This is a genomic window from Klebsiella sp. RHBSTW-00215 (genome assembly GCF_014103785.1).
Classification (GTDB): Bacteria; Pseudomonadota; Gammaproteobacteria; order Enterobacterales; family Enterobacteriaceae; genus Klebsiella.
In genome coordinates this window covers 5,693,173-5,706,572 of record NZ_JABXQS010000001.1, presented here as the reverse complement: position 1 = coordinate 5,706,572, position 13,400 = coordinate 5,693,173, and the positions used below count along the sequence as shown (strand labels likewise).

Sequence of the window (13,400 nt, the reverse complement as noted above, 5' to 3'; positions counted from 1 at the left end):
TCATAAATAATCAATCAGTTAGCGATGAAGCGTTTTTCATCGGTCAGCACCTGCAGCAGTAAGCTGAGCTGCGGTTTTTGAGCCTTAACCTTCTCACCTTCGCTGTTCCAGGTATTGTAAGTCCCGTTGTGATTGAGCACGACGGTGACTCTTGGCGTAGTAATTGCCAGCGTATCACTATTGGCTGCGGTCACCCAGGCACGACGACGGGCGGCGCTAAACAGGTCTTCCCCCTGGGAATACTCGTTTGCCGGGGTGGAAACGTGCAGCAGACGTTGCATCAACGTCGTCATCACGTCTTTGTTATCCGTCAACGTAGTAATTTCCTGTGCCGGAGTGCCGGGCCAGTGAATCACTAATGGAACCTGCAGTTGTTCTCGAGACCAGCCAAACTGTTCATGCTGAGGATTCAGCGGCATACCATGACCTGCCGTCACGATAACCACCGTGTTGTTCAGCTTGCCTGATTCGCGCAGCGCGTTCAGTACCCGGCCAATTTGCGTGTCGACATCGCCAGCGGCGCGGCTGTAGCGGCGAACAAAGTTTTGCTGCTGGCCGTTATCGAAGGTGGTGCCATTGAGCGAAACCCATGAGAACCAGCGGTTTTCATCCTGGGCGTAGCGATCCAGCCAGTTAATCCACTGGCTTGCTGTTTGCTCATCGCTTTGCGTTTTCGCGACCGGCAGCGAGAAGTCTGAGAGCAGCGCCTGACGATAAAGCGGGCTGCTAAAACCGTCTGACGAGAACAGCCCCAACTGATAGCCCTGCTGATTCAGTGAGGTAATCAGCGCCGCAGGGATACGGGCTGACAATACGCCATCCATATAGCCTGGAGAAATCCCGTAGAACAGGCCAAAGAAGCCGCTGTCGGCGGTGTTACCAGAGCTCATATGCTGGGTGAAGTTGACGCTCTCTTTCGCGAAACCGGCCAGCACTGGCATGTTTTTCTCAAAGCGGGAGTAGTTAAGGTTATCAACGGTGATAAGCAACACGTTATAACCGGTGCCGAGATCGCGATAATGCAGATCGCTCAGCGGATACTGTACCGAGACCGCTTCCGGTGCGCCTTGCTCTACCAGACGGCGCTGATAGTCCTGTGCGTCAAGTAAACCGTGTTTTTCCAGGAAGCGGCGGGCCGTCATCGGATAGGAAAGCGGCAGATTCGCCCGCTGCATGGTTATCGGGCGATAGAAATTCGCATCCGCCCAGATATAGACCAGATGGCTGCTAATAAAAGAGATAAAGAAGAACCAGGCAACCGGACGGGCGTAGTGGCGGCGGCGCGTCAGGCTGCGTAGCTTCTGCCAGCTCCAGGTTGCAAAGAGCATTTCCAGCAGGAAGATAACGGGCACGCTGATAAACATTAGCTGCCAGTCGCGGGCCATCTCGTTCTGATCGGGGTTAATCACCAGTTCCCAGACAAAGGGGTTGAGATGCAGGTGGAAGCGGGTGAAAACTTCGCTATCGATCAGCAGCAGCGTCATGCCTGCGGTCGCCAGAATGACCGAGATAAAACGCATTAAACGCTGCGAGATGACGATAAAAGTCAGTGGGAAAAGAATCAGTACATAGCTGGTAAAAACCAGAAAGCTGAAGTGACCAACAAGGCTGACGTACGAGAAAATACGTCCAGCAAGCGTCGTTGGCCAGTCGGCGACAAAAAGATAGCGACTGCCGAGCGCCATTGCCAACAACATGTTGAACAGGGCGAACCAGTGTCCCCAACTGACCATCTGGGAGACTTTTTCTCGGTAGGGCTGACGTAGAGTCACCATATACTGTTGTTCGTTATCCTTAGTGCGCCGGATCGTCGTTGATAGATGACTGCAACGCCTGGGCAAAAGAACGGGCGATAGCCTGACGCTGCGCCGGCGCGACGCTACTATTGATCAGGTTGGTCACCATATTGCCCAGCACCATCAGTGAAAGGTCAACGGGGGCTTTGTGTGTTTCCAGAACACTCGTCAGCTCGCTGAGCAGCTGTTCGACTTGTTCATCGCTATAGCGGGATATTTGCGGCATAAACTCAAAATCTGTCTGTTCGTGAAAGGGCAACATATTACCGTAGCAGCGGCTTTTTTTCCGCATTTTTTCACCATGGCGTAAAAGCGCGCGGCTTCGCTCGTAAAGAGCGACGTGCTGGTTGCGTCGTCGTCCCTGCAGTGGTTGAATACTTCCCAGTCTAAAAGGAGAGTTTAACATGAGTCTGGATATCGACCAGATTGCCCTGCATCAGTTAATCAAACGTGATGAACAAAATCTGGAACTGGTGCTGCGCGAGTCATTGCTGGAACCGACTGCGACGGTTGTGGAGATGATGGCCGAACTGCATCGTGTCTACAGCGCAAAAAATAAAGCCTACGGTTTGTTCACCGAAGAGAGCGAGTTGGCTCAGTCCCTGCGCCAGCAGCGTCAGGGTGAAGAGGAGTTTCTGCCATTTAGCCGAGCGGCTACCGGTCGCCTGCGTGACGAATTAGCGAAATATCCTTTTGCTGAAGGCGGTATTGTCCTGTTTTGTCAGTATCGTTATCTGGCGGTCGAATATTTGCTGGTAGCCGTGCTGAATAACTTAAGTAGCATGCGCGTTAATGAAGAGCTCGATATTAGTTCCACCCACTATCTGGATATCAATCACGCCGATATCGTTGCGCGTATTGATTTAACCGAATGGGAAACTAATCCGGAGTCCACCCGTTATCTGACCTTCTTAAAAGGCCGGGTAGGGCGTAAAGTTGCCGACTTCTTTATGGATTTCCTCGGTGCCAGCGAAGGGTTGAACGCAAAAGCGCAGAACCGTGGCTTGCTGCAGGCGCTGGATGATTTCGCCGCCGATGCGCAACTGGATAAATCTGAGCGCCAGAATGTGCGCCAGCAGGTATATAGCTATTGCAACGAACAGCTGCAGGCCGGTGAGGAAATCGAGCTGGAGTCGCTGTCCAAAGAGTTGGCGGGCGTCAGCGAGAAGACCTTCCAGGAGTTTACCGCCGAACAAGGCTATGAACTGGAAGAGAGCTTCCCGGCAGACCGCAGCACTTTACGTCAGTTAACTAAGTTTGCTGGCAGCGGCGGCGGGTTAACCATCAACTTTGATGCCATGTTGCTGGGTGAGCGTGTGTTCTGGGATCCGGCAACGGATACCTTAACCATTAAAGGCACCCCGCCAAACTTGCGCGATCAGCTGCAGCGCCGAACCTCTGGCGGAAAGTAAATGACAAAAATCCCGGCGCAGAGTCGGGATTTTTACTTCAGGACTCTGGCCTGAAAGCGGTCAACTAGAAGGTGTAAAGGATTTCTACTCCATCAATGGCTAATTGCTGGCGTAGTACATCATCTAACGGCGTATCCACAATCAGTGTGCTAGCGAGGCTCAATTCGCCGATGGTAAAGGCCGAAGCGGAGTTGAGCTTTTCTTGTGATGCCATCACCACCGTTTCGGCTGCTCGTGCCGCGAGCGCGCGCTTAATCCCCGCTTCTTCATAGTCACCCGTGGTTAATCCGGTTCGATGATGTACGCCTGTGACGCCCATAAAAAACAGGTCGGCATTGATGCGGGAAATACTTTCCAGTGCGTTTGCGCCCACGCTGACTACCGAATGTTTGAATAGCCGACCGCCAATCAAAATCACTTCTATCAGCGGTTTTTCCACCAGTTCGACGGCGATCCCCGGGCTATGAGTCACCACTGTACACGCCAGGTCATTCGGCAGCAGGCGCGCCATCTCTCCGGTCGTGGTTCCGCCGTCGATAATCACCACCTGACCGGGTTGAATAAGCTCCACTGCGCGTTGAGCGATTACCTGCTTTGAAGGAATTTGCACGTTTTTTCTTGTTTCAATAGGCGCGATTGCCGCGGAAACCGGCAGCGCGCCGCCGTGCACCCGCTGCAATTTACCTTCCGCAGCCAGTTCTCGCAGATCCCGGCGAATAGAGTCCTCTGAAACGCTAAAACGCTGGCTGAGATCGCCTGACATCACCTGTTTTTCCTCGGCGAGGATATGCAAAATCTGCTGTTTTCTCTGGCTGGCAAGCATCGAAAATACCTTCATGAGTGATCTTGTTTGTGCACGATTATGCATGCTATGGTGCTCGCTGTCACCTAAAAGGGGAAAAACATGCACGCTGATGCGCCGTGCGTTCGCCATATCCGCGAAACGCTATTATCGGACAACTGGTACACGCTGAAAACCTACACGTTTGAATTATTGCGCCGGGACGGACGCTGGCAGGAGCAGAGTCGGGAAGCTTACGACCGCGGTAATGGCGCGGTGATTTTGCTCTACAATCGGGAAAAGCAAACGGTGGTGCTGGTTCGTCAGTTTCGCTTTCCAGTGTGGATTAACGGTCATGACGGTTTTTTGATCGAAGCTGCCGCCGGACTGCTGGATAATGTCTCGCCAGAGGAGCGGATCATCGCCGAGGCTGAAGAGGAGACCGGTTTTTGCGTCACGCGTATTGAACCGGTATTTACGGCCTATATGAGCCCCGGGTCGGTGACGGAAAAGCTCTACTTTTTTATTGCGGAATACTCCTCGGACGACAGGCGTAGCGATGGTGGGGGACTGGCTGCGGAAGGGGAGGATATTGAGGTGCTGGAGTGGCCGCTTGAGCAGGCTCTGGAGGCTATCCGCAATGGTGAGATCGTCGATGCGAAAACGATTATGCTGTTGCAGCATCTGGCGCTGAATGCGTCAACGCTGTTAGCCCTATAACAAAACGCCCCGGACCTTGCGGGCCGGGGCGTTTGCCATACAACGTTCAGTCGGCGATTAAGCGCGAACGAAGTCGATGTGAGACAGTTTTGGCTTGAACGGGTGACGCTGAACAGCCTGAGCTTTAACTTTCTCTTCTTTGCCATCAACAACGATGGTCAGGACTTCGCTGTAGAACTCAGCATTGGTCTGCATGTTCCACACTTTGTCTTGTTCCAGTTCAATTGCAACTGGCGCAGCTTCGCCGCCATAGATGATGGCCGGGAATTTGTTAGCTGCACGCAGGCGGCGGCTCGCACCCTTACCCTGCTCTTTACGTACTTCTGCGTTGATAGTAAACATTGACGTCTCTCTATATATAAATCCTGCAACAGGCGACCCAGCAGCAGGCAGATTATCTGCTTTTGCGAATACAAAAGCGGGCGGCATTATAGCCGTCAAACGCTTTTACGGCAATGAAAACCTCAGCCATTGGGGCGATTAGCGCAGCTCGTTGGCCCGGCGAAAGCGGCCTTGATAATCGAATACTTTTTCCCGTACCTGCCAGTATTGCCCCTTCATACGCGCCACAACAAAATCCGGATGGCGCAGAAGTGCTTGCTGGGTGAGGATGTCAGCAGGCGTTATCCAGCGCAGCGGCACGCCAGGCGTGCGGGTGTGTGGGCGGATAAATAACTGTTCAAAGGCCATGCGCTGGGCGGGTGTATGCAGACGGAAGCGCTCACTTACGTCCGCGCCATCCTCGTCATGATAGGTGATTTTCAACCACGCGCCTTTGTCATCCGCTCCATGCTGAAGGTCCATACCGCTACAGCGCAATACCAGCGCATCCTTCAGCTTCAGCGCCGCTTTGAGCATGTCATCCGGATCGACCAGGATAGTGTCGCATTCGCGGCAGCGGCGGGCGGCGATATCGTTTTCCGCATTACACTGCGGGCAATTTTTAAAGCGGAAGCGAAAGTCGCACTGTTCGCGATGGCCTTCGTCATCCTCAAACCAGCCCTGGCAGCGGCGGCCAAAGTGCTCAATCAGCGTGCCATCGGCGGTGGTTTTTCCCCAGAAGGTATTAGCGAAACCACAGGCTGGGCAGAAAACTTGCACCGGCACGTTATCGCTTTTCCCTTTAGGCGCGCCCACTTCCGGCGCGTACAGGTCATGCGGGTTACCAGCGTAGTCGAGAATCAGACAGTCGGTTTTGCCCGGCGACAGGCGCAGGCCGCGACCGACGATTTGTTGGTAAAGACTCACCGACTCGGTAGGGCGCAGAATGGCGATCAGATCGACATGCGGCGCATCAAAGCCGGTGGTCAGGACCGCGACGTTGACCAGATAGCGATACTGCTGGGCCTTAAACGCTTCAATAATTCGGTCACGCTCCGGTCCCGGCGTTTCGCCGGTGATCAATGCTGCTTCACCGCTCGGGAGCAAGCCAGTCACTTCGCTTGCATGTTCGACGGTGGCGGCGAAAATCATCACCCCTTTGCGCGTTTGGGCAAATTCAACGATTTGGCTGACGATATGCGGCGTGACGCGCTGCTGTTTTTTCAGCTCAACGTTCAGGTCGGCCTCGCTAAACAGGCCGTTACTTTGTGCCTGGAGGCGGCTGAAGTCATACTGCACCACCGGCATATCCAGCCGCTCTGGTGGCGTCAGGTAGCCGTTCTTAATCATATAGCGCAGCGGCAGCTCGTAGATGCAGTCGCGAAACAGCGCTTTTTCATCGCCACGTACCATGCCGTGATAATGAAACTGGTAAATCCAGCCTTTACCAAGACGAAAAGGGGTGGCGGTTAACCCGAGCAGACGTAGATGCGGATTGACCTGCTGAAGGTGGCTGATGATCTGCTGATACTGGCTGTCATCGTCGTCGCTGATGCGGTGGCACTCATCGACGATCAGCAACGAAAACTCGCCCTGAAACTGGTCAAGATTGCGGGCCACCGATTGCACGCTGCCAAACACCACTTTTCCGTGGCTCTCTTTACGCTTCAGGCCTGCGGCGAAGATATCCGCTTCCAGGCCGAGTGCGCGATACTTTGCGTGGTTCTGCGCCACCAGCTCTTTGACGTGTGCGAGTACTAGAACGCGACCGCGCGCCAGCCGCGCCAGTTCGGCGATGACCAGGCTTTTACCTGCGCCGGTCGGTAAGACGATGGCGGCAGGTTCATGGTGGCGGCGAAACCAGGCGAGCGTGGCGTCGACCGCCTCTTTTTGGTAGGGGCGTAATGTAAAAGTCATGAATTTATGGCGGTTAATTAACTCGCGAATAGTATGCCACGAATCTTTTCCCTTGAGTGGTGTTAAGAGCTCGTTATACTAACCCGTGATATTCTTCTTTTTCGGGCAAGTTGCCCGCTCCAGCACTCTTTACAGGCTAAAAAAATCTCATGCGACTTGATAAGTTTATCGCTCAGCAACTTGGCGTTAGTCGGGCTATTGCCGGGCGTGAAATCCGCGGCAGCCGCGTTACCGTGGACGGCGAAATTGTAAAAGACTCTTCCTTCAAGCTTCTACCGGAGCATGATGTCGAGTATGACGGCAATACGCTGACTCAACAAAACGGCCCGCGCTACTTTATGCTCAACAAGCCGCAGGGGTACGTTTGTTCTACCGACGATCCGGATCATCCGACGGTACTCTATTTCCTCGATGAGCCGGTGGCCCACAAGCTGCACGCGGCAGGACGTCTGGATATCGACACCACCGGCCTGGTGCTGATGACCGATGATGGTCAGTGGTCCCACCGCATTACTTCCCCGCGCCATCATTGTGAAAAAACCTATCTGGTGGAGCTGGAAAACCCGGTTGATGAAACCACCGCCGAGCAGTTTGCTAAAGGCGTTCAACTGCACAATGAGAAAGAACTGACCAAACCAGCGGTGCTGGAAGTGGTAACACCGACCGAAGTCCGCCTGACCATTAGCGAAGGGCGTTACCATCAGGTTAAGCGGATGTTTGCCGCTGTCGGTAACCACGTAGTGGAGTTACACCGCGAACGTATTGGCGACATTGCCCTTGATGAGTCGCTGGCCCCTGGTGAATATCGTCCGCTGACGGAAGCTGAAATAGCCAGCGTCGGCGGCCAACATGCGCGGAGTAAAACGTGACGGCAAAGAAGAATTCGTCATTAGGAATTGTGTTTATTCTTGGCCTGCTGGCCATGTTGATGCCGCTGTCGATTGATATGTATCTCCCGGCGCTGCCGGTGATTTCGGCGCAGTTCAATGTGCCTGATGGCAGCGCGCAGATGACGCTCAGCACCTATATTCTGGGCTTTGCTGTGGGTCAGCTTTTATATGGCCCGATGGCTGACAGTATCGGGCGTAAACCGGTTATTCTCGGCGGAACGCTGGTTTTCGCGGCGGCGGCGGTGGCCTGCGCGCTGTCGCAGACTATCGATATGTTGATTACGATGCGCTTCTTCCACGGCCTGGCGGCTGCGGCGGCAAGCGTGGTGATTAACGCCCTGATGCGCGATATCTATCCAAAAGAAGAGTTCTCGCGGATGATGTCGTTCGTCATGCTGGTAACCACCGTTGCACCGCTGGTGGCGCCGATGGTTGGCGGGGCGGTGCTGGTGTGGTTCAGTTGGCATGCGATTTTCTGGATCCTGGCGGTGGCGGCGCTATTAGCGTCGGCGATGATCGCTTTCTTCATTAGCGAAACCCTGCCGCCAGAGCGGCGACAAAAGTTTCATATCCGCACTACGCTTGGCAATTTTGCTACCCTGTTCCGCCACAAACGAGTGCTGAGCTATATGCTGGCGAGCGGTTTTAGCTTTGCCGGGATGTTCTCGTTTTTGAGTGCGGGTCCGTTTGTCTATATCAATATCAACCACGTTTCGCCGCAGCACTTTGGCTACTATTTTGCGCTGAACGTCGTTTTCCTGTTCGTTATGACCATTATCAATAGCCGGTTTGTGCGGCGGGTTGGGGCGGTAAATATGTTCCGCGCCGGGCTGTGGATCCAGTTCGCAATGGCCGTATGGATGGTGGTCTGTGCGCTGTTTGATGTTGGTTTTTGGGCGTTAGTGTTTGGCGTTGCCGCGTTTATCGGCTGCGTTTCCATGGTTTCTTCAAACGCGATGGCGGTTATTCTTGATGAATTTCCGCATATGGCAGGGACGGCCTCTTCGCTGGCGGGAACCTTCCGCTTCGGGATTGGGGCGATTGTCGGTGCACTCCTCTCAATGGCGACCTTTACCACCGCCTGGCCGATGCTGATTTCTATCGCCGTCTGTGCCAGCAGCTCCATTCTCTTTTATCTCTATGCCAGCCGACGGCGAAAAGCCGCACGTTGAGTTACATCGAGGGGGCGATTTCGCCCCTTTTTTGATGCATATCAACCGAAACTCGCTTCTCGGTTTAGCAATTTGTTTCTTTTATGTAAAATCAGATCGCTTAAAAAGTCGCATTGTTGCGATAAAAAAGTTGTTTTAGATCACAGAAACGGGTACATATAGCCCGAAGATGTTCCATCTGCACGATTTTAAACTTTTACATTACAACCCAATAACACAGATATTATACCGGTGTAAGCGTTTTCCGTGCGGAATCAGGACTATTTGTCAATAATGTGTTAGCATTGATGTGAAATTATTGTGAAGTATTTTGCTTCCGGGGAAAACACGTGAATACACTGCAACTCTCTATCGTACACCGTCTGCCGCAGAGCTATCGCTGGCTGGCCGGTTTTGCAGGTTCAAGAGTTGAACCGATTCCGCAAAACGGCGCGCAGAGTGAAAACAGCCTTGTTGCTTTGAAATTGCTGAGTCCGGATGGCCAAAATGCATGGTCGGTCATGCATAAGCTTAGCCAGGCGCTCAGCGACATCGAAGTAGATAGCTCTATTGTTGAATGCGAAGGGGAACCGTGCCTGTTTGTTAATCGCCAGGACGAGTTTGCTGCAACCTGTCGCCTGAAAAATTTCGGCGTGGCGATTGCTGAACCTTTCTCTGGTAATAATCCATTCTGACCGTCAGCTTAGCGCCAGCAGCTGGCGGGTATACTCCTGTTGCGGAGCGGTAAAAACGCGCTCGCACTCCCCCTGCTCGATAACCTCTCCCTGCCGCAGTACCATGACTTGATGACACAGTGCCCGCACTACGCGTAAGTCGTGGCTGATAAAAATATAGGCCAACTGATGCTTTTGCTGTAACGCCTTCAGCAAGGCCAGAATTTGCGCCTGTACGGTCTTATCCAGCGATGAGGTCGGCTCATCCAGCACGATGAGCTGAGGCTTAACGACTAATGCCCTGGCGATAGCGATGCGCTGACGCTGACCACCGGAAAAGGCGGCTGGATAGCGATGACGAGATTGCGGGTCCAGTCCTACCTCCTGCATCGCCTGTATCACCGCCTGCTCCCTCTCGGCAGGGGTGAGCGTCGGCTGATGCACGCGCAACCCTTCTTCAATGATTTGCAGGACATTGAGCCGTGGATTCAGCGATGAGTTAGGGTCCTGAAAAACAACCTGCATACGACGGCGTAGCGGTAGCATCTGACGACGATTGCGCCCCTGAAGTGCCTCACCATCAAAATTAATCGTTCCCTCAGAGTGAATCAGGCGCAGAAGCGCCAGCCCGGTGGTGCTTTTACCAGAGCCAGATTCGCCGACCAGACCAAGGGTTTCTCCGGCGCGTAAATGAAAGCTGAGGGCGTTAACCACCCGATTATGATCGACGACCCGGCGCAGGAGCCCCTTGCGTATAGGAAAAGAGATACTCAAGTTTTCCGCCCGCAGCAGCTCCGGCGCATCGGGAGCCAGCGGCACCGGATCGCCCGACGGCTCGCTATCCAGCAGGCGGCGAGTATAAGGATGCTCAGGCGCAGAGAATAGCGCCTGACAGCTATTTTGCTCGACGCAGCGGCCGTTTTGCATCACCGCCACGCGATCGGCGAGCTGACGCACGATACTCAGGTTATGGGTGATAAATAGCAGCCCCATGTTGAGCTCTTGCTTGAGTTCGCGCAGCAGCGCGAGGATTTGCGCTTGAACCGACACATCCAGCGCGGTAGTGGGTTCATCGGCAATAAGCAACTCCGGGCGCGTCAGCAGCGCCATGGCTATCATCACCCGCTGGCGCTCGCCACCGGAAAGCTGATGCGGATAATCGCCTAGTCGCCGCGGCGCATTGCGGATCCCCACGCGATCAAGACAGTCGAGGATCTCCCCGCGCGCCGCCTCTTTACGCATACCGCGGTGCAAAGAGAGCACTTCGTACAGCTGCTTTTCGAGGTTATGTAACGGGTTTAGCGAAACCATCGGCTCCTGAAAGATCATCGCGATGCGGTTACCGCGCACGCCGCGTAAGGTGTGTTCATCAGCGTGCAGCAGCGATTGACCGTGAAAACGGATATCGCCGCTGGGATAGCTGACCGGCGGAGAGGGCAGCAGGCGTAGCACCGACAGCGCCGAAACGCTTTTGCCGGAACCGGATTCGCCCACCAGCGCCAGGGTTTCGCCCGCCGCGATTTGCAGCGACAGCTCGCTGACGACGGTGGTGGTTTCACCCTGCTGGCGGAAGGCGATGGAGAGGTTATCGATATCTAACAGAGGTTGCGTCATGCTACACCGCCTTGCTTGGGTCGAAGGCGTCGCGAACCGCTTCACCGATAAAAATCAACAACGTCAGCAGCACTGCCACCGACAGAAAAGCGGCGATGCCCAGCCACGGAGCCTGAAGGTTGTTTTTCCCCTGCAACAGCAGCTCGCCCAAAGACGGGGAGCCCAGCGGCAGACCGAAGCCGAGAAAATCCAGCGAGGTCAGAGTGGTTATTGAACTACACAAAATAAACGGCAAGAAGGTGAGGGTGGCGACCATAGCATTTGGCAGCATATGGCGCAGAATAATCGCCCGATCGCTAACGCCGAGCGCCTGCGCGGCGCGAATATAGTCATAGTTGCGGGTGCGCAGGAATTCAGCGCGGACGACGCCCACCAGCGTCATCCAGCCGAACAGTACGGTAATCGCCAGCAGCCACCAGAAATTGGCCTGGACCACGCTTGAGAGCAGGATAATCAGAAACAGAGTTGGCATCCCTGACCACACTTCGATGAATCGCTGTCCCCAGAGGTCGACTTTTCCGCCGTAATACCCCTGGATTGCGCCAGCCATTACCCCCAGCACGCTGGAGAAGAAGGTCAGCAACAGACCGAAGAGAATAGAAATTCGCGTCCCATAGAGGATTCGCGCCAGCACATCACCGCCGTTAGCATCGGTACCCAGCCAGTTCAGCTTTGACGGTGGAGACGGAAAGGGGCTGTCGCTGGCGAAGTTAATGGTCGTCGCACCAAAACGTACCGGCGCCCACAGGGCCCAGCCGTTATCGTCCAGCTGCTTTTGCAGCCACGGATCCTGATAGTCGGCGGCGGTAGCAAAGCTGCCGCCGAAGGTGGTCTCACTGTAGTTTTTTAATAGTGGAATGTAGAGGCTGCCGCGGTACTGCACCAGCAGAGGTTTATCGTTGGCGATAAGCTCGGCGCACAGACTACAGGCGAAAAGCACCAAAAAGATCCACAGGGACCAGTAGCCGCGACGGTTGTGGCGAAAGCGCGCCCAGCGGGCCTGATTGACGGGACTAAAAAATGACATTAGCGGCCCTCAAAATCGATACGCGGATCGACCAGCGTATAGCTGATATCGCTGATGATATTCAGCAGCAGGCCAATCAGGGTAAAAATATACAGCGTGCCGAACATCACCGGGTAATCGCGGGAAACGGTGGCTTCATAGCCCAGCAGCCCCAGTCCGTTTAGCGAGAACATCACCTCAATGAGCAGTGAGCCGGTAAAGAACATGCTGATAAAGGTGGCCGGAAAGCCAGCAATCACCAGCAGCATGGCGTTGCGAAAAATATGACCCCAGAGGATCTGCTTTTCACTCACTCCTTTGGCACGGGCAGTGACCACGTACTGCTTGCGGATCTCATCAAGAAAGCTGTTTTTGGTCAGCATGGTGAGGGCCGCGAAACCGCCGATCACCGTCGCCAGGGCGGGGAGCGTAATGTGCCAGAGATAGTCGAGGATTTTTTGATACCACGGCAGGCTATCGAAGTTGGCGGAAACCAGCCCGCGTAGCGGGAAGAGATCGAAATAGCTCCCCCCGGCAAAGATAACGATCAGCAAAATCGCGAACAGGAATGCCGGGATCGCATAGCCGATAATAATCAGCGTGCTGCTCCAGACGTCAAAATGGCTGCCGTTGCTGACAGCTTTGCGGATCCCCAATGGAATCGACACCAGATAAATAATCAACGTGCTCCACAAACCGAGGGTGATGGAGACCGGCAGGCTGTCTTTAATCAGCTGTAGTACTGACGAGCTGCGGAACAGGCTATCGCCAAAATCAAAGCGTAGATAATCGCCGAGCATTTTAAAATAGCGCTCGTGCAGCGGTTTATCAAAGCCGTAGCGGTGGGTTATTTCAGCTATGACCTCCGGGTCGAGCCCGCGCCCGCCGCGATAGTGTCCGTCGCTAATGTTACTGACGCCGGTACGCGCATGGCTGGCGCTCATTCCGCTTTCTCCGGCCCCGGGCAAACTGCCGCGATCGCCAAACTCAATGGCTGCAATCGCCTGATCGACCGGGCCGCCGGGCGCAATTTGCACAATAAAAAAGTTAATGGTGATGATCGCCCATAGCGTTGGGATGATCAGCAGTAGTCGGCGGAGCAGATATGTACCCATCTT

The 13,400-nt window shown here is 54.4% G+C and carries 13 protein-coding genes; 5 read left to right on the top strand and 8 right to left on the bottom strand.

What is annotated here, in order from left to right; genetic code table 11:
* Window positions 1-14: 14 nt before the first annotated feature.
* Window positions 15-1,775 (bottom strand): LPS biosynthesis-modulating metalloenzyme YejM, encoded by a 1,761-nt coding sequence (gene yejM, locus HV127_RS27155; RefSeq protein WP_182240024.1) that lies wholly within the window; start codon window positions 1,773-1,775, stop codon window positions 15-17.
* Between the two features lie 19 nt (window positions 1,776-1,794).
* Window positions 1,795-2,022 carry a YejL family protein gene (locus HV127_RS27150; protein WP_112213214.1) on the bottom strand — a complete coding sequence of 76 codons (228 nt, stop codon included), beginning with the start codon at window positions 2,020-2,022 and terminating at the stop codon, window positions 1,795-1,797.
* Window positions 2,023-2,200: 178 nt separating this feature from the next.
* On the opposite strand from HV127_RS27150, the gene yejK reads away from it, so the two are divergent.
* Window positions 2,201-3,208, top strand: coding sequence for a nucleoid-associated protein YejK (yejK, locus tag HV127_RS27145; protein WP_112213043.1), 1,008 nt, complete (start codon window positions 2,201-2,203; stop codon window positions 3,206-3,208).
* Window positions 3,209-3,272: 64 nt separating this feature from the next.
* Here the strand turns inward: yejK and HV127_RS27140 are convergent, their stop codons facing one another.
* On the bottom strand, window positions 3,273-4,031 hold the full coding sequence (locus HV127_RS27140) for a DeoR/GlpR family DNA-binding transcription regulator (RefSeq protein ID WP_182240863.1): 759 nt from the start codon (window positions 4,029-4,031) through the stop codon (window positions 3,273-3,275).
* Window positions 4,032-4,112: 81 nt separating this feature from the next.
* On the opposite strand from HV127_RS27140, the gene HV127_RS27135 reads away from it, so the two are divergent.
* On the top strand, window positions 4,113-4,709 hold the full coding sequence (locus tag HV127_RS27135) for an NUDIX domain-containing protein (RefSeq protein WP_182240022.1): 597 nt from the start codon (window positions 4,113-4,115) through the stop codon (window positions 4,707-4,709).
* 57 nt (window positions 4,710-4,766) lie between these two features.
* On the opposite strand, the gene rplY is transcribed toward HV127_RS27135, so the two are convergent.
* A complete protein-coding gene (gene rplY, locus HV127_RS27130; RefSeq protein ID WP_181485536.1) occupies window positions 4,767-5,051 on the bottom strand; it encodes a 50S ribosomal protein L25 in 285 nt (94 codons plus the stop codon).
* A 138-nt stretch (window positions 5,052-5,189) separates the two neighbouring features.
* Entirely contained in the window at window positions 5,190-6,947 is a 1,758-nt protein-coding gene (locus HV127_RS27125; RefSeq protein ID WP_110272343.1) for a DEAD/DEAH box helicase, read from the bottom strand.
* Window positions 6,948-7,096: 149 nt separating this feature from the next.
* Between HV127_RS27125 and rsuA the strand changes: the two genes are divergently transcribed.
* From rsuA to HV127_RS27110, 3 genes are all read left to right on the top strand, one after another.
* Window positions 7,097-7,816, top strand: coding sequence for a 16S rRNA pseudouridine(516) synthase RsuA (rsuA, locus tag HV127_RS27120; protein ID WP_110272344.1), 720 nt, complete (start codon window positions 7,097-7,099; stop codon window positions 7,814-7,816).
* The gene (locus HV127_RS27115; protein WP_182240020.1) at window positions 7,813-9,009 is read left to right on the top strand and encodes a Bcr/CflA family multidrug efflux MFS transporter; all 1,197 of its coding nucleotides are present in this window, start codon (window positions 7,813-7,815) and stop codon (window positions 9,007-9,009) included. Before rsuA ends, HV127_RS27115 begins: the two co-directional genes overlap by 4 nt.
* 329 nt (window positions 9,010-9,338) lie before the next feature.
* Window positions 9,339-9,683 carry a YejG family protein gene (locus HV127_RS27110; protein ID WP_182240018.1) on the top strand — a complete coding sequence of 115 codons (345 nt, stop codon included), beginning with the start codon at window positions 9,339-9,341 and terminating at the stop codon, window positions 9,681-9,683.
* Between the two features lie 3 nt (window positions 9,684-9,686).
* On the opposite strand, the gene yejF is transcribed toward HV127_RS27110, so the two are convergent.
* The 3 genes from yejF to HV127_RS27095 are packed head-to-tail and all read right to left on the bottom strand — an operon-like array spanning window position 9,687 to window position 13,397.
* Entirely contained in the window at window positions 9,687-11,276 is a 1,590-nt protein-coding gene (gene yejF / locus HV127_RS27105) for a microcin C ABC transporter ATP-binding protein YejF (protein ID WP_182240016.1), read from the bottom strand.
* Window position 11,277: 1 nt separating this feature from the next.
* Window positions 11,278-12,303, bottom strand: a complete 1,026-nt coding sequence (locus HV127_RS27100; protein WP_182240014.1) for a microcin C ABC transporter permease — start codon at window positions 12,301-12,303, stop codon at window positions 11,278-11,280.
* A complete protein-coding gene (locus HV127_RS27095) occupies window positions 12,303-13,397 on the bottom strand; it encodes a microcin C ABC transporter permease YejB (protein WP_182240012.1) in 1,095 nt (364 codons plus the stop codon). The genes HV127_RS27100 and HV127_RS27095 overlap by 1 nt, the downstream gene beginning before the upstream one ends.
* Window positions 13,398-13,400 lie beyond the last annotated feature (3 nt).